Annotated in this window: 21 protein-coding genes and 1 tRNA gene; 11 read left to right on the forward strand and 11 right to left on the reverse strand. The window is 37.6% G+C overall.

Annotated elements, in window-relative coordinates:
* The first annotated feature begins 19 nt into the window (after nucleotides 1-19).
* From AOC35_RS03840 to AOC35_RS03850, 3 genes are read left to right on the forward strand one after another with little or no spacing between them, the layout of a single operon-like run.
* Complete coding sequence (locus AOC35_RS03840) at nucleotides 20-1,444, forward strand: 3'-5' exonuclease family protein (protein WP_108645852.1); 1,425 nt, start codon at nucleotides 20-22, stop codon at nucleotides 1,442-1,444.
* Between the two features lie 15 nt (nucleotides 1,445-1,459).
* A complete protein-coding gene (locus tag AOC35_RS03845) occupies nucleotides 1,460-2,095 on the forward strand; it encodes a glutathione S-transferase N-terminal domain-containing protein (protein WP_108645853.1) in 636 nt (211 codons plus the stop codon).
* Nucleotides 2,092-2,727 (forward strand): LON peptidase substrate-binding domain-containing protein, encoded by a 636-nt coding sequence (locus AOC35_RS03850; protein ID WP_108645854.1) that lies wholly within the window; start codon nucleotides 2,092-2,094, stop codon nucleotides 2,725-2,727. Before AOC35_RS03845 ends, AOC35_RS03850 begins: the two co-directional genes overlap by 4 nt.
* 43 nt (nucleotides 2,728-2,770) lie before the next feature.
* Here AOC35_RS03850 and AOC35_RS03855 read toward each other — a convergent pair whose 3' ends face one another.
* The 5 genes from AOC35_RS03855 to AOC35_RS03875 are packed head-to-tail and all read right to left on the reverse strand — an operon-like array spanning nucleotide 2,771 to nucleotide 4,655.
* Complete coding sequence (locus tag AOC35_RS03855) at nucleotides 2,771-3,073, reverse strand: 4a-hydroxytetrahydrobiopterin dehydratase (protein WP_108645855.1); 303 nt, start codon at nucleotides 3,071-3,073, stop codon at nucleotides 2,771-2,773.
* Nucleotides 3,074-3,083: 10 nt separating this feature from the next.
* On the reverse strand, nucleotides 3,084-3,656 hold the full coding sequence (locus AOC35_RS03860; RefSeq protein WP_108645856.1) for a chalcone isomerase family protein: 573 nt from the start codon (nucleotides 3,654-3,656) through the stop codon (nucleotides 3,084-3,086).
* Nucleotides 3,653-4,051: a CoA-binding protein gene (locus tag AOC35_RS03865; protein ID WP_108645857.1), complete on the reverse strand. Its 399-nt coding sequence runs from the start codon at nucleotides 4,049-4,051 to the stop codon at nucleotides 3,653-3,655. Before AOC35_RS03865 ends, AOC35_RS03860 begins: the two co-directional genes overlap by 4 nt.
* A gap of 40 nt (nucleotides 4,052-4,091) precedes the next feature.
* Nucleotides 4,092-4,325: a hypothetical protein gene (locus tag AOC35_RS03870; protein WP_108645858.1), complete on the reverse strand. Its 234-nt coding sequence runs from the start codon at nucleotides 4,323-4,325 to the stop codon at nucleotides 4,092-4,094.
* A gap of 15 nt (nucleotides 4,326-4,340) precedes the next feature.
* Nucleotides 4,341-4,655 (reverse strand): hypothetical protein, encoded by a 315-nt coding sequence (locus AOC35_RS03875; RefSeq protein WP_108645859.1) that lies wholly within the window; start codon nucleotides 4,653-4,655, stop codon nucleotides 4,341-4,343.
* On the opposite strand from AOC35_RS03875, the gene AOC35_RS03880 reads away from it, so the two are divergent.
* The 3 genes from AOC35_RS03880 to AOC35_RS03890 all read left to right on the forward strand — a co-directional run bounded on the left by AOC35_RS03880 (nucleotide 4,656) and on the right by AOC35_RS03890 (nucleotide 6,185).
* On the forward strand, nucleotides 4,656-5,120 hold the full coding sequence (locus AOC35_RS03880; protein ID WP_108645860.1) for a DUF2244 domain-containing protein: 465 nt from the start codon (nucleotides 4,656-4,658) through the stop codon (nucleotides 5,118-5,120).
* Nucleotides 5,121-5,154: 34 nt separating this feature from the next.
* Nucleotides 5,155-5,775: a 1-acyl-sn-glycerol-3-phosphate acyltransferase gene (locus tag AOC35_RS03885; RefSeq protein WP_159077466.1), complete on the forward strand. Its 621-nt coding sequence runs from the start codon at nucleotides 5,155-5,157 to the stop codon at nucleotides 5,773-5,775.
* A 334-nt stretch (nucleotides 5,776-6,109) separates the two neighbouring features.
* Nucleotides 6,110-6,185, forward strand: a tRNA-His gene (locus AOC35_RS03890).
* 92 nt (nucleotides 6,186-6,277) lie between these two features.
* Here AOC35_RS03890 and AOC35_RS03895 read toward each other — a convergent pair.
* Nucleotides 6,278-7,903 (reverse strand): 3-(methylthio)propionyl-CoA ligase, encoded by a 1,626-nt coding sequence (locus AOC35_RS03895; protein ID WP_281259301.1) that lies wholly within the window; start codon nucleotides 7,901-7,903, stop codon nucleotides 6,278-6,280.
* A gap of 228 nt (nucleotides 7,904-8,131) precedes the next feature.
* Between AOC35_RS03895 and AOC35_RS03900 the strand changes: the two genes are divergently transcribed.
* A complete protein-coding gene (locus tag AOC35_RS03900; RefSeq protein ID WP_108645862.1) occupies nucleotides 8,132-8,677 on the forward strand; it encodes a DUF924 family protein in 546 nt (181 codons plus the stop codon).
* A gap of 58 nt (nucleotides 8,678-8,735) precedes the next feature.
* On the opposite strand, the gene AOC35_RS03905 is transcribed toward AOC35_RS03900, so the two are convergent.
* Complete coding sequence (locus AOC35_RS03905) at nucleotides 8,736-9,722, reverse strand: tripartite tricarboxylate transporter substrate binding protein (RefSeq protein ID WP_108645863.1); 987 nt, start codon at nucleotides 9,720-9,722, stop codon at nucleotides 8,736-8,738.
* A 285-nt stretch (nucleotides 9,723-10,007) separates the two neighbouring features.
* Here AOC35_RS03905 and AOC35_RS03910 point away from each other — a divergent pair, with 285 nt between their 5' ends.
* Nucleotides 10,008-11,666 carry a nuclease-related domain-containing DEAD/DEAH box helicase gene (locus AOC35_RS03910; RefSeq protein WP_108645864.1) on the forward strand — a complete coding sequence of 553 codons (1,659 nt, stop codon included), beginning with the start codon at nucleotides 10,008-10,010 and terminating at the stop codon, nucleotides 11,664-11,666.
* Nucleotides 11,667-11,794: 128 nt separating this feature from the next.
* Here the strand turns inward: AOC35_RS03910 and AOC35_RS03915 are convergent, their stop codons facing one another.
* Nucleotides 11,795-11,998 (reverse strand): cold-shock protein, encoded by a 204-nt coding sequence (locus AOC35_RS03915; RefSeq protein ID WP_108645865.1) that lies wholly within the window; start codon nucleotides 11,996-11,998, stop codon nucleotides 11,795-11,797.
* A 228-nt stretch (nucleotides 11,999-12,226) separates the two neighbouring features.
* Complete coding sequence (locus AOC35_RS03920; RefSeq protein ID WP_084283571.1) at nucleotides 12,227-12,430, reverse strand: cold-shock protein; 204 nt, start codon at nucleotides 12,428-12,430, stop codon at nucleotides 12,227-12,229.
* A gap of 348 nt (nucleotides 12,431-12,778) precedes the next feature.
* Between AOC35_RS03920 and AOC35_RS03925 the strand changes: the two genes are divergently transcribed.
* On the forward strand, nucleotides 12,779-13,762 hold the full coding sequence (locus tag AOC35_RS03925) for a 2-hydroxyacid dehydrogenase (protein WP_108645866.1): 984 nt from the start codon (nucleotides 12,779-12,781) through the stop codon (nucleotides 13,760-13,762).
* Nucleotides 13,763-13,786: 24 nt separating this feature from the next.
* Here AOC35_RS03925 and AOC35_RS03930 read toward each other — a convergent pair whose 3' ends face one another.
* On the reverse strand, nucleotides 13,787-14,764 hold the full coding sequence (locus AOC35_RS03930; RefSeq protein WP_108645867.1) for a tripartite tricarboxylate transporter substrate binding protein: 978 nt from the start codon (nucleotides 14,762-14,764) through the stop codon (nucleotides 13,787-13,789).
* 55 nt (nucleotides 14,765-14,819) lie between these two features.
* On the reverse strand, nucleotides 14,820-15,608 hold the full coding sequence (locus AOC35_RS03935; RefSeq protein ID WP_108645868.1) for a class II aldolase/adducin family protein: 789 nt from the start codon (nucleotides 15,606-15,608) through the stop codon (nucleotides 14,820-14,822).
* A gap of 86 nt (nucleotides 15,609-15,694) precedes the next feature.
* On the opposite strand from AOC35_RS03935, the gene AOC35_RS03940 reads away from it, so the two are divergent.
* The gene (locus AOC35_RS03940; protein WP_108645869.1) at nucleotides 15,695-16,588 is read left to right on the forward strand and encodes an amidohydrolase family protein; all 894 of its coding nucleotides are present in this window, start codon (nucleotides 15,695-15,697) and stop codon (nucleotides 16,586-16,588) included.
* A gap of 41 nt (nucleotides 16,589-16,629) precedes the next feature.
* Complete coding sequence (locus tag AOC35_RS03945) at nucleotides 16,630-17,688, forward strand: Ldh family oxidoreductase (RefSeq protein ID WP_108645870.1); 1,059 nt, start codon at nucleotides 16,630-16,632, stop codon at nucleotides 17,686-17,688.
* The last annotated feature ends 97 nt before the right edge of the window (nucleotides 17,689-17,785 follow it).

The following is a 17,785-nucleotide window of genomic DNA, read 5'->3' on the forward strand; positions in this document are numbered from 1 at the left end:
ATCATTCACTGTTTTTCATATGAGCGCACTTATTTCTGATTTCCCACCCTTAGCTTTTGTAGATATAGAAACAACCGGAGGTAATTCCGATCGGGACCGTATTACTGAGGTTGCTGTGATTACTCTCCAAGATGGTCAGCTTCATGAGTGGAGTAGGTTAATTAACCCTGGGGTTTTTATTCCTCAAAATATTCAAAGATTGACAGGAATTGATCATAATTTAATTGCAAATGAACCCCCGTTCGCAGAAGTCGCTCGAGAAATTTATGAGCAACTAGAAGGCAAGATATTTATTGCTCATAATGCTAGGTTTGATTATGGCTTTTTGAAGGCATCATTTAAGCGTGCTGATTTAGATTTTCGGGCTAAGGTCCTATGTACTGTGAAGTTATCGCGACTTCTATTTCCGGAGCAGCCGCGACATAATTTAGATACGATCATTGCAACTCATCAGTTAACAGTGAGTTCGAGACATCGAGCCCTAGGGGATGCCCAAGTTCTAGAGCAGTTTTGGGACCTCTGTATACGTCGATTTGGGGTAAATCGTCTTCAAGAGTCAGTAAAAGCACTTTTGGCGCATCCAAGTTTGCCACCCAAAATTGATGAAAAATTGATTGAAGCGATTCCAGATCGTCCTGGGGTATATCTTTTTTATGCTGAAAACCGGGTCCCAATTTATATTGGTAAAAGTAATGCTTTAAAAACTAGGGTTTTAGGTCATTTCTCTAGTGCATTAAGTGTTCGCAAAGAAATGAAACTATCTATGCAAGTAGCCGATATTGACTGGATAGAGACTGCGGGAGAAATTGGCGCCTTATTACTTGAATCTAGGCTGATTAAAGAGAAATTGCCAAGTTTGAATATCAAGCTTAGGCGCTCAAAGGATCTCTGTGCCTGGCGTTTTATGCCAAATGATGGCAATGTTATTACCCCGCAGTTAGTGCGTCATGATGATTTACAGCCTGGTGTTCAAGAACATCTGTATGGATTATTCTATAGTCGTAATGAGGCAATGAAAACTTTACAATCCATCGCTAAAAAAAATGAGTTGTGTGAAGGTCTCCTTGGGATAGAAAAGTTGATGCCTGGTAAGTCTTGTTTTGGTTTTCAAGTAAAACAATGCCGAGGAGCTTGTGTTGGAGCTGAATCACTTGAATCCTACCATTTACGTTTAATGCTGGCTTTAAAAAAATTCAAAGTCAGTGTTTGGCCATTTAAAACCCCTATTGGTATTAGGGAAGGAAACGAATTACACCTGATCGATCATTGGTGTTATTTAGGAACTGCAATTAATGAAGAGGAAGTGTTTGAGTTGTTGAGTGCAGGAAAGCCTGAATTTGATTTGGATATCTATAAGATCATTAAAAAATTCTTGAAAATAATAGATAAGAATAATATCGTGCCATTAAGTAGACCTAATCCTCGTGACGAATACAATGATTAAACGAGGAGCCTTTTCTTGATTCCCATCTTGTATTCCTACCGGCGTTGCCCATATGCCATGAGGTCAAGAATGGCATTGATTGACGCTGGCATTCAAATTGAATTAAGGGAGATTTCTTTAAGAAACAAACCGTCTAGCATGATCAGTCTATCTCCTAAAGGAACCGTTCCTGTTTTGTTGCTTCCTGATGGAAGGGTTTTGGAGCAAAGTTTAGATATTATGTTGTGGGCTTATCAAATCAACCCAGTGCCCCATCGAGTAATGTGGAATAAAGCATCGAGTAGTGTGGATGAAACGATGGCAAGTTGGTTTAAATTAAATGACGATGTGTTTAAAAAGTTATTAGATGCATACAAATATCCAGAAAGGTATCCAGCTAACTCGCCTCAGGAAACCTTAAAACAGGCTCTTGATCAATATTTTGGACCAATTGAAAAAACACTAATTGATTCGCCCTACATCTTGGGTGATGAACTTAGTATGGTCGATATTGCGTTATTCCCATTTGTTCGGCAATTTATGCGAACGAATGAGGAAAAGTTTATGGAATTAAATTTACAATCAACAAATCGTTGGATAGAGTGTTTTCAGAACTCTGAAATCTTTAATCTCGCGATGGTTAAATACCCAATTTGGCAGGAAATCTCATGACACTCTCATCACAAATTATCACTATACCTTTATTTCCACTGAGTTCTACACTGTTTCCAAAGGGTGTAATGGAGTTACAAATTTTCGAAGTGAGATACTTAAATATGATTAAGGATTGTGTGAAAACAGAATCACCGTTTGGTATCGTCACCCTAAATAGTGGTGGTGAAGTGCGTAGCCCAGTTGAAGAGGTTCATTTTTCTCAAGTTGGAACTTTGGCGAACATTGATCGGTATGATCCAGTTCAAGCCAATTTATATTTCATCCGTTGTTCTGGAGGTGCTAGGTTTAAAGTAATCAATTCAGAAAAATTAAGTAATGGCCAATGGCAAGCAGAAGTAAATATCTTGTTGGAAGATCAGATTACACCTATTCCTAATGAGTTAAAAGTATGCTCTTCAGCCTTATCTAAAGTAATTGATTCAATGAAACTACAAGGTGTTTTAGAATCCCAAATGCCTTTCCAACAACCTTATCTACTACAAGATTGTGGCTGGGTAGCAAATCGTTGGGCCGAGTTATTGCCTCTTAACTCAGGACAAAAAGAACATTTGTTAGGGATAGAAAATCCAAGGTTAAGGTTAGATCTCATTCTGGATCTTCTTGACGAAATGAACATTACCAATATGTAGTCTCGCTAATTTTAAAAGAGGAATTAGCGAGGAACTAATACCCCTAGCGATTCAATTTTCCGCAAATAAGATCGATTGCTTTAGCAAGCTCGATATCTTTGCCTGTCAGGCCACCACTATCGTGGGTTGATAGCGTGACTTCTAAGCGATTCCAGACATTAAACCACTCAGGATGGTGATTGATTTCTTCGGCAATGATTGCAATTTCTGACATACAGCTAAAAGCATCTTTGAAGTTTTTAAAGATAAAGATCTTTTGTAGTGCATCCCGAGATGGCATTAGGCTCCAACCTGGACATTCAATTGGGAGGCTGTCTCTTTGAGACGCGGATATTAATGCTTGCATGGTTGCACCATCACTGACAGGATAAGGATTGAAGAATGAATTCTGGACATGTTTTTGCTAAAAGCTTAGAGCGTAGTTCTGGATCTGAGGTTTTTGAGGATAACCAAATTCCAAAAAATGCTTCAGCAAAATCCTGATCCAAAACATTTCCAACTATCTTATCACCGTAAATAAAAGTAGTGCCACTTGTTGGGCTATAAATTGCCGCAAATTGATCACCCTTATTAATATTCGGATAAATCTTATCTAAGTGACTTTTCCACTCTAAAGTCTTTTTAGTTGGATATCCTAATTTCTCTAATTGTTCGATAGTTGCTTTGATTAAAACATCTTTTTGAATTTGTCTGGCGTAATCAAGAATAATTGCGAATTTTTTGATTAGCTTTGTTTCATCAACATACAAATGTGCTTGATAGATTTCAAAGCCGAACCTAGTGTAATTTCCATGCCCCAAATGAATTAAATTTGGTGCGTGGATATCGGTAATGTGTGTTGGCTCTATTACATTTGCCAAAGCATATCGTTGAGAGCTTAAGCAGACCAACAGTAAGGCAAGAACAAAGAAGAAGGGGATTTTATTCATTTTTTTATAAGAAAATGTTCAATTTTTAAACATCGATCCATCACAAAATTGATTCCTGCGTTGGTAGCAATTGCTTGAGCTTCTAGATTTACAACACCCAATTGTAACCACACGTGTTTCGCTCTGACTTTGGCGGCCTCAGTAACAATTTCACTACAGTCCTGTGATTTACGAAATACATTGACTAAATCAATACTGAAGGGAATTGCGGATAAATTTGGATAAGACTTTTCACCTAAAATGATTTCCTCGTTTGGGTTGACTGGGATAATACGAAAACCCTGTTTTTGCATGTAAAGCGCAACATCATAGGAAGGTCTTTCTGGCTTTGCTGAAAGACCAACAACGGCAATAGTTTTAGTATTACTTAAAATTTCTGAAATGATTGTATTCATAGCTCAAATTAAGCCTTGATGATGGAATTGGACAATGAATTTATTTTAACGATCGAATTTTGAAATGATAAAGATATAAAGCGATGACGATGATGAACCACGCTGGCGGTAAATACACATAAAGGACCGTTCCAAAGGCTACGGCTAAGTAAAACTCTGATTTTTTTAATTGACGAAAATGACGAGGAATAACCGTGTGCTGAATCGATTGAAGGAGCCAGAAGGTAAAAAGAACGCCTAAAAACATTCTAAGCAAAAGCATTGTATTCAACATTAATACATCCTAAATTTAAAGTGCAGAACAGCGATAAGCATGCAAATCTTCAATAAAGTCGCCTTTTTTTGAGATAAAAACAACTTTTGAGCTTTCTATTTTTGCTGGACAAAACTCATCAAAAAAGCTGGAGTTGCCGAGGCTTCCACAAAACTTTAATTGACGATTATCAAATTGCATACTGGACCCATCTAGAATGAATGAGAATTTTTTGGTTTCAGGGTACACCCCTCGACATTCCCAAGTAGTGTAATCATGACGACTACATCCAGAAATAAATAAAAATAGTGTGAGTAAGCAAAAAAAGCTGATTTGAGGAATAATTTTCATATGAATACTAATTTTGAACCAAGTCGTTGGATTTTTAAAAAAAATTGCTCATTTACACCCAAACAAGTAGGTCTATTTTATCTTGCTCAGTCTTGTTTTTCATTGATGGTTGCTAGTTTTTTTTTATTACAAGGAGTTTGGTTGGTGTTGCCATTTACTTTAATAGAGTTAGTTGTCCTAGCGATTGCTTTACTAATTTATGCCAAGCACGCCACTGATTTTGAGGAGATCGCGCTTGAGAATGGGATGCTTACAGTGACAACGGCTAATGCTAATCAAGTTACTACTTTTAAGGCGAACGCCGAATGGATAAAATTATCCAACGAACTTACTAGTAGTAAACTAATCGGCATTCAATACCAAGGCCAGATCAAAGAAATTGGTAAATTTATACACTTTCAAAAAAGGGCTGCTTTTAAAAAGCAATTCGAGCAAAGTTTAAGAGCGATGTTATTTAAAAGTTGAGCTCTAAACTTTTTTACATTAAGAAGAGATGCATTTGAGTACATCATTACCAATAACTATTCCTGTAAAAGGAAGTAAATTTGCCACTTTTTTGTTGAAGCTTCTTGGATGGAGGCTCATAGTCCCCGGATTGCCAGGCACGCACGGTATATTAGCGGCATATCCCCACACATCTAACCTCGACTTTTTTCTTTGTATGATAGCCAAGTCCGCATGCGGTATTAAAGCAAATTTTTTAGCAAAGGATAGCTTATTTAAAATCCCTGTAGTTGGTTGGTGGTTAAGTTACTTGGGGGGGAGTCCCGTGATAAGAAATAGCCCGCAAGGTTATGTTAAGAACATAGCTCAGAATATGGCTCAGGCCAGTTACTTTTGGCTGGCTATTACTCCTGAGGGAACTAGAATAAAAACACTAGGGTGGAGAAGTGGTTTTTATCATATTGCGCTAGAAACAAATTATCCAGTTGGTTTTGTTTACTTGGATTATGGAAAAAAAACGATTGGCTTAACTTCTTTTTTTAAGATGACGGGCGATGAAGAGATTGATTTTGCTAGGATACGTGAGATTTATGAGGGTAAATTAGGTTTTTATCCCGAAAATATGTCACCAATTACTCTTTGGAGCCCACAAAAAGATAAAAATAGTGTAAATTAATGGAATACTGTGCTTATGCACAGCATAAAAGCAACATTTTGCTGATGATTCAACAAATAACTATTGATTACTGTTTATTTATACAGTAATATTCTTTCATAGACACTGTGAAGGAATAAAAATGAAATACATGACATCTGGTTTTAAATCATTCTTAGTATGGTTAATTTTTGACGAATCTGTTGGCGAATTTGGTAAGCGTGAGTGGGTTTGTAAGATTACTGATTAAGACAAATTCCGCACAAACTTAGCTACAACAAAAAATAAATTATTTTTTTCTAAGTAATTCTTCAGTTGAATGTAATCTTAGGTTAAAATAATATTCTTTTCTACGGTGGCTGTAGCTCAGTTGGTAGAGTCCAGGATTGTGATTCCTGTTGTCGTGGGTTCGAGCCCCATCAGCCACCCCATTATCATAGTTGCCTCTTTAACTTTTTCTTGAACCGAACTTGTAATTTGAAAAGATCTTCAAGCGTTCAAAAATCAAGATTTAGTTGATTCACTATGATTTGAGACTATAGTCCTTCAACATTTCTCGTAATTTAACTTTTAAAAGTTTTCCAGTTGCGGTTAAGGGCATCACTTCTATAAATAAAACGTCATCTGGCATCCACCATTTGGCAATTTTTCCAGTCAAAAAAGCTAGTAAATCAGCTTTTAAGTCATCCTCTTTTTTAGTTACTTCTGGTTTTTTTACAGCTACCAAAATAGGTCGCTCATCCCACTTAGGATGTGGGGTTGAAATACAGGCACAAATTAAAATATCAGGATGTGCACTAGCAATGTTCTCAATTTCAATAGAAGAAATCCATTCACCACCAGATTTAATTACATCTTTAGTTCGGTCGGTAATTTGCATACATCCGTCGGTATCGATAGTTGCTACGTCACCTGTTGGAAACCAGCCATCGAGAAGGGGGGATTGATCTGAGGAGAAATAATCCGAAATGACCCAAGATCCTTTGACCATTAAATTACCAAATGCTTTTCCGTCGTTTATTAAAGTTTGTCCAACATCGTCGACAATTTTCATATCAATGCCAAATAAGGATCTACCCTGCTTTTGTAAAATTAACTTTTGATTCTCTTGATTTTTTTTCAAGTCATTTGCTTTGAGGCTTGCAACTGTTCCTAAAGGAGAAAGTTCTGTCATGCCCCATGCATGAATAACTTTTACACCTAAATTAGCAAAGTTTTCCATCATCGCAGGAGGGCAAGCAGAGCCGCCAATGACTGTTCTCTTAAAACTTGAGAATCTTAGTTGATTTTTTAAAACATATTGTAAAAGTCCAGCCCAAATCGTTGGAACTCCAGCGGACATGGTGACCTGCTCTGACTCAATTAGTGCATAAAGTGAGGCTCCGTCTAGATTTGCTCCTGGGAAAACAATTTTTGATCCTGCCATCGCACAACTATAAGGAGTTCCCCATGCATTGACGTGAAACATTGGCACAACAGGCATGATGGTATCCATGGCTGATATATTAAGAGAGTCAGGAAGGGCGGATGCGTAAGTATGAAGAAGCGTGGATCGATGACTATAAAGCGCACCCTTTGGATTACCAGTCGTACCCGATGTATAACAAAGTGCTGAGGCCGTATTTTCATCAAAAATAGGCCAATCAAAATTACCGTCTTCTTTATCAATTAGATCTTCGTAGCAAAAAATCGGCAGTACAGAACTTTCAGGCATCTTGTTTTTATCCACCATGCATACCCAGTGTTTTACATTGGGGCAGTGGGGATATAGTTTTTCGACTAAAGCCAGAAAAGTAATATCAAAAAAAATGCATTGATCGTCAGCGTGATGAATAATATAACTAATTTGATCCTCAAACAAGCGAGGATTAATGGTATGACAAACCATACCATTACCAGAAATCCCATAATAAAGTTCTAAATGACGGTAACCATTCCATGCAAGGGTAGCAATTCTATCGCTAGTTTTTAGTTGAAATCGGTTCAGTGCCTGAGCAATTTTTCTGGCACGCAATTCACAATCGCCATAAGTGTAACGGTGAACATCACCTTCAGTTCTTTGAGAGACAATTTCTGTCGATCCGTGATGGTTTTTAGCATGCTTAATGATGCTAGAAATCATCATTGGTTGGTACATCATATTTCCCATAAGTAAATCATGATTTTTGTTGGTATTCGTGTCAGTCACTTTGTATCTCCTGTAGATTTATATTTACTTAATATTAGAGCTCTTCAGCTTCAAGCGCAACTTCACTTCTGCCTTCATTAAAGACTCGCTATATAGTAGTGGCAGTAACTTCTGCCATTTCATGAGATTCATTGATTCAAATAACTCATTTATTTCACTTTTAAAAGAAATTGGTAATATGGAGATATGATGGAAAAAAACTTTGGGCAAATAATTGATTTTTGGTTTGTAGAAATTGCACCAAAAGATTGGTGGATAAAATCTATTGATTTTGATCGTATGATTGCGGATCGATTTCAAGAGATCCACAAAGCGGCCCATGCGGGTGAACTTTTTTCTTGGCGTCAATACCCATTGGGTCGACTTGCAGAAATTATCGTATTAGATCAGTTTTCTAGAAATATGTTTCGCGATAAACCAGAATCATTTAAGTGCGACCCAATGGCTCTAGCCTTAAGCATGGTTGCAATAGATGCTCATGCAGATACAGGAATGACACCAGATCAAAAGGGATTTTTGTATATGCCGATGATGCATAGTGAGTCTCTTCTTGTTCATGATTATGCTGAATCATTTTTTTCACAAGAAGGCTGTGAATCCTATGCTAGATCTGCAAAGCGGCATAAGGAAATTATTCAACTCTTTGGTCGTTATCCCCATCGTAATCACATTTTAGGGAGAGAGTCTTCTGTTGAGGAAATCGAATTTCTTCAGCAACCAGGTTCGAGTTTTTGAAGTAGATTATTTTTATATTGAATTAAAACTTTTCATAAGAAAAATTAGTCCCTTCCTATTACTGAGCGACCAATTTCTGTTGATTAAATAAATTGATTGTTTTATCAAGTTCTGATTGAATGTATTTTTTGAATTGTTGAGCGCTTCCGCCAATTGGCTCAGCTCCTTCTTGCAGTAATTGTTCTTTTACTGAATTGTCTTGCAAACAACTATTAGCAGCCTGATTGATTTTAGTGATAATCTCTGAGGGAGTGCCTACAGGAGCTAGAAGTCCATACCACGAGCCCGTTGAATAGTCTGGATATCCAGACTCCGCCATCGTTGGTAATTGTGGAAATGCCTTACTACGTTTTTTACTTGTTACGGCAATTGCTTTGAGACGGTTACTACTTACCATAGGAGCAATTGCTACAACACTACTGAACATTATTTGTACTTGGCCAGACAACAAGTCAGTCATTGCCGGTGCCAAGCCCTTATAAGGGACGTGAACCATCTCAACGTTTGCCATCGACTCATACATCATTGCGGCTAATTGAGCTGAACTACCATTACCGTTAGAAGCATAGTTAATTTGCCCAGGACGTGATTTGAGGTATTCAGTTAGCTGTGATATGGAATTAACTGGAATTTTTGGATTTGTTACTACTAGAAGAGGAGCCTCAGCTAGTAGAATAATAGGTTCAAAGTCTTTAGTAGGATGATAGGCGAGGTTTTTATTGAATGTTGGATTAATGGCCAAACTACCAATACCACCTAAAAATATCGTATATCCATCTGGTGCAGATTTAGCTGAGAAATCGGCGCCAAGACTACCTCCAGCGCCAGGTTTATTGTCGATAAATACTTGTTGACCTAGTTTTTCAGTTAGTTTAGCTGCAATTACTCGAGCGACAGAGTCGTTACCACCTCCTGCAGCGAAGGGAACGACTAACTTGATTGGCTTGGTAGGATAAGCCGCACCATGAGCAAGTCCTGTAAAAATAAAACCAATCAAATAAAGGGAGTATTGGATGAATCGAAGTCTCTTTTTTTTGTTCTGCATCAATTTACCAGCTCTTGGATGAAGTATTCGGAATAAAAGAATTATATTCTCTAAAGTCTTTGAAGTTGATAGCCTGCCCACTGAAATTTAAAGCATCCAACATTTGAATCAGAAATACTTCATTGTATGATCCTAACATTACTTGAATCGTCATCTTTTACATGATACATTGAATTCATGTAACAAGCTTTCCTGATTTATTCGAAGCAACTCATGATTAAAAATTCCCACATATAATGCGTTGACCGTATTGTGGACATTACTCGTTTAAAAGATATCTGATCCATGGCACGCCTTTATCCTGATGACTATTTAGATACCTACTCTACTGAAATTTACAGTAGTGAATTTGAGACTTTAGAAAAACTCAAAGCGGGTTTGTCAGATCAGTATGAGATATTTCATGGTGTCCATTGGAGCAACTTTAAAGGAAAAGCTATCTATGGTGAAATTGATTTTTTAATACTTCATCCCAATGGACGTTTGTTAGCAATAGAACAAAAAAATATTGAATTAGAATTTCGACAAGGTGATTTAATTGCTCGTTACGGAAAAAATCAAGAAGAAAAAGTCGTAACATCCCAGATTGTTCGAAATATTTCTAATCTTCGAACCAAGTTTTCAGATACGCATCCCCACCTTGCCTTGCAAATTGATCACATATTGTATTTGCCTACCTCAAACTACAGCGCGGCTGTGCCGGTGAATGTAGGGCGTATTGTCGATAGCTCTAATGCAAATAACTTACCTGAGATAATCCGAGAGATTTTGGAATCTTACACAGATTCACTCCCGAAGAATTTAGCGTTACATGAGGATATTCACCGATTCCTTATATCGCAATTAAAGTTAACACCTAATGTTGGTGTTCTCAGCCAACAGGTTAAAGAGGTTAGTTTTAATTTATCACGAGGGCTTAGTGATTGGGTACACCGATTAGAATTTAGTCCGTTTCGATTGCATATTCAAGGCACCGCAGGTTCAGGTAAAACTCAGCTCGCCTTAAAAGAATTAAGTCTAGCGAATGAAAAAAATCTTTATGGCCTGTATTTATGCTTTAACAGACCATTGGTAGATTCGATTAAAAAATTTGTACCCAACCCTCAAATTTGTTTTACTTTTCATGAACTTGCAAAAAATATTGCTGATTTATTAAACTTACCTGTTAATTTGTTATCTACTCAAGCATTTTTAGAATTAGAAATGATTTTTGCAAAGCATGCAGGACAACTTGCCAATCAGTTTGATTATTTAGTTGTTGATGAAGGACAAGACTTTAAGGTTGAGTGGAGAGACTCAATTTGTCAAATGGTCAAGCCTGATGGAAGAATCATTTGGATGGAAGATGTGGGTCAAACCATTTATCCTGATCGACTTATGAACGATTGGGGAGGCTGGGTAAATTTTAAATTACCAATTAATTTCCGTTCTCCAAAACTCATTGTTGATTTAATTAATGAGTTGCAATTAACTAGTGAGGAAATAGTTAGTGGCAGTCCCATGATAGGGGAGTTGACCGGATTGAGAACTTATCAAAAATTAGAAAAAGGTGCACTATTTAAAGCGACCCAAATTGAAGTTCAAAATTTATTAAATAATGGATATGATGCTGCCAATATCGCAATCGTGACTTTTTGTGGCGCTAATCGAAGTGAGATTCTGAATTCCAATCAGATGCATATAGCCAATAAGCCGATAAAGAAATTAATTGGATATAGTCCTGAAAATCAACCAATCTGGAGTAACGGAGATGTTTTGGTGGATACTATTTATCGATTCAAAGGATTGTCTGCTGATGCAGTGATTATCACTGAAGTGGACTTTACTTCATGGAGTACACATGAAAAAAATAAACTATTTGTAGCTTTGACAAGGGCTAGATTGAAAGTCGTGATTGTTGCAAGTGAAGAAGCAACGAATTTGATTGAAGAACAACTCAATTAACCGAACTGCACCAACATCATTAGTGATTACGAATTTAAAAAAATAAAAAGTCTGTAAATTGAACTCAAAGAATTCAAATTACAGACTCAAACAAACATCAATCTAGTACCTAAGTCGTTATGACTTAATTACATAGGCACAATGTTACTAGCTTGTTTGCCTTTAGGACCAGTTGTTACTTCAAAAGAAACCTTTTGGCCTTCTTTTAAAGATTTAAAACCATTGGAGTTAATTGCTGAGAAATGAGCAAATAAATCTTCGCCACCTTCATCAGGAGTTACAAAACCAAAACCTTTAGCGTCGTTAAACCACTTTACAATACCTGTTGCCATAAATACTTTCGTTAGTTGAAACAAATTAATTAAAAAAACATCCCTTCCTACAAACAAGATCCTAAAAAATTTCTTGATGAAATCGCATTGATTATTCCTGGTTAAGGGATCAATGTATCATCAATAATTAAGGGATTTTTCGGTAGGGGAGAAAAACATAATGACTTCTACCTATTAATAGAGTACTGATTAGTAACAAAGTTAACAGGCAGAAAATTTGAAAGGTAATTAGGCAGCTTGAATATTGCTAGCTTGTTTGCCCTTTGGTCCTTGAGTCACTTCAAAAGAGACTTTTTGACCTTCTTTGAGGGTTTTAAAACCATTCATATTAATCGCTGAGAAGTGAGCGAATAAATCTTCACCACCTTCATCAGGAGTTACGAAACCAAAACCTTTTGCATCATTAAACCACTTTACAATACCTGTTGCCATAAAAAAGAACTTTCAAATAAAAAATTAAACTGATAAATCTGAAGATGAATAGATAAACACCCTCACCTCGATTCGCTATTTACCAGTAACTTACTAAAAATAACGAACTGAATGAACATTTTGTTATTTGTTTAGGGATAAGTCAACGAATATTATTGATTTTTTTGAATAAATAGATAAAATAGTCACTTTTTTTTAAAAAATCCAACATTCTTAGTCAAATCTTCGTTAAAACAAAGATAAAAGATCACCTAAGATAGCAATTTAGGCTGAATGTATGACTTTAGTGTTTGTTAGCATTATTTTTTCTAGCTGTCTAATCTATATTCAATCCATTAAAATAATCTCATGAAAAAACCTCAAATTGTCTTTTTAACTCCCGTGGCGAAAAAAACAGCTGAAGAGCTTTTTCGATTTCTGCCAAATGGTTTTGATCTTAAGATTGCATCTCAAAATGATCGTGATGAACATCGCGAATTATTACAAAACGCAGATTATGCATTTTTAGGTGGTACCTACCTAGATGCTGATTTAATCAAAAATGCACCAAGTCTCAAATTCATTCAAAAATGGGGCATTGGAGTCGATAAGATTGATTTATTGGCAGCGAAGGACAGAGGAATACCTGTTGCGATCACTAATGGAGCCAACGCTTCTCAAGTCGCTGAGCATGCTATCTTACTCATGTTAGCAACTCTCCGGAAGTTGCCTTATGCAAGTAAATCACTGGTTGATGGCCAGTGGATTAATTCAGAACTCAGGGTAACTTGTTCACAACTCGTTGGTAAAACGGTTGGTATTTTTGGTTTAGGGAATATTGCGAAACAAGTAATCAAGCAACTCAGAGGATTCGATACACCAATTATTTATTGCACTAGAACCAGATTAGACATTGAGGTAGAGCGTAAATTAAATATTGAATATGTCGATTTTGAAACACTCTTAAAACGAAGTGATATTTTGAGTCTCCATGCACCCCTGACTGAGCAAACAAAAAACATCATTAATGCTGAAAATTTATCATTAATGAAAAAAGATGCAATTATTATCAATACTGCAAGAGGCGAGTTGATTGATGAAGCAGCTTTGATAGACGCTATTCAAGCAAAAATGATTCGTGGCGCTGGCTTAGACGTTTTTGCCAATGAGCCACCAAAGCCTGATAATCCTCTATTACATCTTGATGAGGTGGTGGTAACTCCTCACTCAGGGGCAAGTGTGATTGAAGCTGTTATCAGTGTGATAGAACATGGCATGAAAAACATTGCCAATTTTGAACTGGGTAATCCAATTGATCCCGCTGACTGGATTGTGCCACCTCAGACAAAATGATTGGCTGAGGTTTTCTAAATTCAATTATTCTGCTTTAATACCGGCATCCTTGATAACTTTTGATAGCCGACTGACTTCAGATTTAATCAGGTTTCCAAACTGTTCCGTTGATGGACTGGCTACTAACTCAATTCCTTTTTCAGCAAATCTAGCTTTTAGCTCAGGTTGCGCCCATGCTTTTTGAACGGCCGCATTTAATTTTTGGGTTATTTCTTTTGGGGTTCCAGCAGGTGCCACGAGAATCGTTAAAGTAACATCCTCGTATCCTGTAAAGCCTGACTCTGCCATCGTTGGAATTTCTGGCGCAAGAGGAGATCGCTCTAAGCTGGTAATGGCTAAAGCCCGAACCTTACCTGCTTTCATATTTGGCAATGCAGTACTAAGTTGATCAAACATCATGGGTACTTCACCACTCATTACATCAAGCATTGATTGTGCATTGCCCTTGTAAAAAATATTGGTAAATTTAGTTCCAGTTTTCTGAGCAAACACTTCGGTTGCAATATGACCAGTTGAGCCATTACCACTGCTTCCAGAAGCCATCTCTGGATTATTTTTTGCGAGTTGAATAAATTCCTGAATCGATTTAGCTTTTACATTAGGGTTGACTAAAATAAACATGGGAACTTTACCTGTGAGTGAAATCGGTGCAAAGTCCTTGACTGGATCATAGCCAGCATTAGCAGATATTAGGGAAGAAGAAAAAAAGGTACTGGAATTAGCTAGGAGCGTATAGCCATCTGGTGCAGCTTTAGCAACTGCTTGTGCACCAATAATCGAACCTGCGCTGGGTCTGTTCTCTACAATGACAGTTTGATTTAAGATCTTACCAATTTCAAGGCCTAAGGTTCTCGCAATAATATCTACGTTTCCACCTGCAGCAACAGGCACGATGATCTTAATTGGCTTATTAGGATAATCACTGGTTTGGCCGTAAACAGGTTGTTGCAAACCCAATATTAAAAAAATGAATGGTAGTATTCCAAAAGCAATTTTTTTCATGGCAGTCTCTCTGTAGTTGTCGTTGTTATAGTGTGGTTTTGTTACTGAAGTGTATCTAAGAATCGTAGCGTGGATAACCAGAATTTCTTGATTCTGCCTCAAGATATCTGATCATTGCTGGCCATTCTAGGACTCCATAAGGTCTTCTTGTGCCAGGTTGATATAAGTGGGCCGTTTTTTCTAAGACCTCTTTACTTGGCATGTTTAAAGACTGGCCACTTGCCATTGCATCGACTTGAGCTCGACAGGACAGTTCTAATTGATACATGGTGTTGAAAGCTTGTTGAACAGTTGCACCGCAGGTAAGTAGACCGTGATTTTTTAATATCATTGCATCGTGATTACCCAAGTCAACTACTAGTCGCTTACGTTCCTCTAGATCAATTGCCGGGCCCTCGAATTCATGATAACCATGATGACCTACAAAGCGAATTGAAGTTTGAGTAATTGGTAGAAGGCCACAGGCCATTACTGATACAGCCATACCTGCTCGAGTATGGGTATGAATAATCGCGTTGACATCTTTCCTTGCCTCATGAATACAGCCATGTATTACATAGCCTGATTTGTTAATGCCGTAATCAGTTTGTGGACTCGATAAGATGTTTCCGTTGATGTCAATTTTCACTAAACTTGAGGCGGTTATTTCTTTATAAAGTAAACCGTAAAGATTAATCAAAAGATGCTCCGTACCCGGAATTTTTGATGTGATGTGGTTGTAAATTAAATCTGACATGCCGTATAAATCAATCAAGCGGTAGCATGCTGCTAGTTCAACGCGGGTTTGCCATTCTTCAGGACTAACCTGATTTTTAACGCTGGGGAAATTTGTAGAATAATTCATCAGTCTCTTTTTTTAAAATTTAATTCAATTATTTTAGGTTTAATATTACTACTAAAGAGTTAATCACCGATAAATAATGGAGTTATATGTTGCCAAAAGTAGAGCAAGAACAGATTCAATTTAGCATTCCAAAAGGTGCTTGCGATTGTCATGTGCATGTATTTGGTCCAGAGAGCAAATACCCTTATTCAGAGGATAGGGCCTATACCCCAAGTGATGCGAGTGAAGAAGACTTAGCACAATTGCATCAGAAAATAGGAATAGAACGTTTAGTGATTGTTCATCCAAGTCCATATGGAGTTGATAACCAACGGTCTCAAGATGGGATTGCTTTCTTTCATCAAAATGCGCGAGGTGTTGCGGTAATCGAAGAAGATACAGTTTCTTTGCAAGAAATAGCATCCCTACATCAAGCAGGTTTTAGGGGAGCGCGACTCAATTTAGAAACTGCTGGTATGCATGAGCCAACAGCGGCTAAAGAAAAGTTTATAAAGACGGCTCGGCTCATTCAATCCATGGGATGGCACGTTCAACTTTATTCTAATGTGGCCCTAATTGTTCAACTGAAAGAGGTGATTTTACAAAGTGATATACCGGTTGTTTTAGATCACTTTGCACGTATCCCAGCTGATTTAGGTTTAAATCAAGAAGGATTAAAGGATATTTTTGAGCTACTTGAAAGTGGCAAAGTATGGATGAAAATGTCTGCTCCTCAACGCATCTCAAATAATCCTGATGGGCAAGCCGTTACAGATTTAGCGAGAAAATTAATCCAAATGAATCCTGATCGTTTGGTTTGGGGGAGTGATTGGCCGCATTCTGGAGCGCATCCTGGCGTACCTAGAGTCAAAGAGAGCATTGAACCATTTCATCCAATTGATGATGGTCATGCCTTGAATCGATTTGCAGCTTGGGCGCAAGACTCTCAAATGATAAAAAAAATACTAGTGGATAATCCCGCCATCCTTTATCAATTTTAATTAACAGCCAACTCACTTTATTTTTGGCTTTGAGGCTTTGTATGACAACTAATTTTCCAATCAATAATTCTCCGATTCAGTCGGAGCAGCTCATTGATTTTTGTTCTCGAGTGTACCAATCTATTGGGGTTCCCAAGGAAGATGCTGATTTTGCTGCTGATACTCTAGTTCAAGCAGATTTATGGGGGCATCAATCGCATGGTGTTTTAAGACTTGCTTGGTATTTTGCCCGCTTAAAGTCTGGAGCCATGAAAGCACTTACTCAAGTTGATACAGTAGTCAATGCAGGCGCTGTTGCTGTGATAGATGGTAATGATGGTCTTGGTCCGGTTATTGCTAAGCAAGCTGTTTTACAAGCGACTGAGCGAGCTAAATTACACGGTATTGGTGTGGTTTCAGTTAGAAACTCGAATCATTTTGGCACTTGTATGTATTACACAAGGATGGCTGCTAAACAAGGTTGTATTGGCATGTTAATGAGTAATGCTGGCCCGAACATGGCACCCTGGGGTGGTCGAAAGAAGAAAATCGGTACTAATCCTTGGTCAATTGCTGTGCCTGGCGGCAAACATGATGCGATAGTCATGGATATGGCTAATTCAGGGGTTGCTAGAGGCAAAATTTATCTTGCGAAAAACCGTGGTGAGCCAATTCCAAATGATTGGGCGATTGATAAAGAGGGGCGACCAACAACGGATCCGGCTGCAGCGATTGAGGGCTTGATTTTACCTATGGCGGGTCACAAAGGTTATGTGTTCGGGGTCATGATCGATATCTTATCCGGAGTTCTTTCGGGTAGTTCATTCTTAGATCAAGTCCATGGTCCATACGACCCGGTGAATCGAAGTGGCGCAGGACATTTGATGATTTGTATGAATGTGGACGCATTTCAAAAATTATCAGAATTTGAAGAAAAAATCGAGGCCTATGTGGCATCGCTAAAAGATGTTCCTTTGGCTCAAGGATTTGATCAAGTTTTTTACCCTGGAGAGATGGAAACTCTAGCGAACCAAAAATATCGTGCCCAAGGATTAACTCTGCCAGAAGACACTATTCAAAGTCTGATGCAGTTATCCCAAGAAACTGGGGTGAATTTCTAAAAAACCAAACATTGTGGTGATTTCGTTTTTATGCAAAAGCATTCCTGTTTTTGGTGCTAAGAACACCAAAATAAGATTTTCTAGACATTAAATATTT

Source organism: Polynucleobacter rarus (assembly GCF_003072505.1).
Taxonomy (GTDB): Bacteria; Pseudomonadota; Gammaproteobacteria; order Burkholderiales; family Burkholderiaceae; genus Polynucleobacter; species Polynucleobacter rarus.

Bases quoted from the DNA above. Each gene is read 5' to 3' on its own strand.
- AOC35_RS03840 (WP_108645852.1), top strand. From the start codon at position 20: ATGAGCGCACTTATTTCTGATTTCCCACCCTTAGCTTTTGTAGATATA.
- AOC35_RS03850 (WP_108645854.1), top strand. From the start codon at position 2,092: ATGACACTCTCATCACAAATTATCACTATACCTTTATTTCCACTGAGT.
- AOC35_RS03855 (WP_108645855.1), bottom strand. From the start codon at position 3,073: ATGCAAGCATTAATATCCGCGTCTCAAAGAGACAGCCTCCCAATTGAA.
- AOC35_RS03860 (WP_108645856.1), bottom strand. From the start codon at position 3,656: ATGAATAAAATCCCCTTCTTCTTTGTTCTTGCCTTACTGTTGGTCTGC.
- AOC35_RS03865 (WP_108645857.1), bottom strand. From the start codon at position 4,051: ATGAATACAATCATTTCAGAAATTTTAAGTAATACTAAAACTATTGCC.
- AOC35_RS03870 (WP_108645858.1), bottom strand. From the start codon at position 4,325: ATGTTGAATACAATGCTTTTGCTTAGAATGTTTTTAGGCGTTCTTTTT.
- AOC35_RS03875 (WP_108645859.1), bottom strand. From the start codon at position 4,655: ATGAAAATTATTCCTCAAATCAGCTTTTTTTGCTTACTCACACTATTT.
- AOC35_RS03880 (WP_108645860.1), top strand. From the start codon at position 4,656: ATGAATACTAATTTTGAACCAAGTCGTTGGATTTTTAAAAAAAATTGC.
- AOC35_RS03895 (WP_281259301.1), bottom strand. From the start codon at position 7,903: ATGGGAAATATGATGTACCAACCAATGATGATTTCTAGCATCATTAAG.
- AOC35_RS03900 (WP_108645862.1), top strand. From the start codon at position 8,132: ATGGAAAAAAACTTTGGGCAAATAATTGATTTTTGGTTTGTAGAAATT.
- AOC35_RS03905 (WP_108645863.1), bottom strand. From the start codon at position 9,722: ATGCAGAACAAAAAAAAGAGACTTCGATTCATCCAATACTCCCTTTAT.
- AOC35_RS03910 (WP_108645864.1), top strand. From the start codon at position 10,008: ATGGCACGCCTTTATCCTGATGACTATTTAGATACCTACTCTACTGAA.
- AOC35_RS03915 (WP_108645865.1), bottom strand. From the start codon at position 11,998: ATGGCAACAGGTATTGTAAAGTGGTTTAACGACGCTAAAGGTTTTGGT.
- AOC35_RS03920 (WP_084283571.1), bottom strand. From the start codon at position 12,430: ATGGCAACAGGTATTGTAAAGTGGTTTAATGATGCAAAAGGTTTTGGT.
- AOC35_RS03925 (WP_108645866.1), top strand. From the start codon at position 12,779: ATGAAAAAACCTCAAATTGTCTTTTTAACTCCCGTGGCGAAAAAAACA.
- AOC35_RS03930 (WP_108645867.1), bottom strand. From the start codon at position 14,764: ATGAAAAAAATTGCTTTTGGAATACTACCATTCATTTTTTTAATATTG.
- AOC35_RS03935 (WP_108645868.1), bottom strand. From the start codon at position 15,608: ATGAATTATTCTACAAATTTCCCCAGCGTTAAAAATCAGGTTAGTCCT.
- AOC35_RS03940 (WP_108645869.1), top strand. From the start codon at position 15,695: ATGTTGCCAAAAGTAGAGCAAGAACAGATTCAATTTAGCATTCCAAAA.
- AOC35_RS03945 (WP_108645870.1), top strand. From the start codon at position 16,630: ATGACAACTAATTTTCCAATCAATAATTCTCCGATTCAGTCGGAGCAG.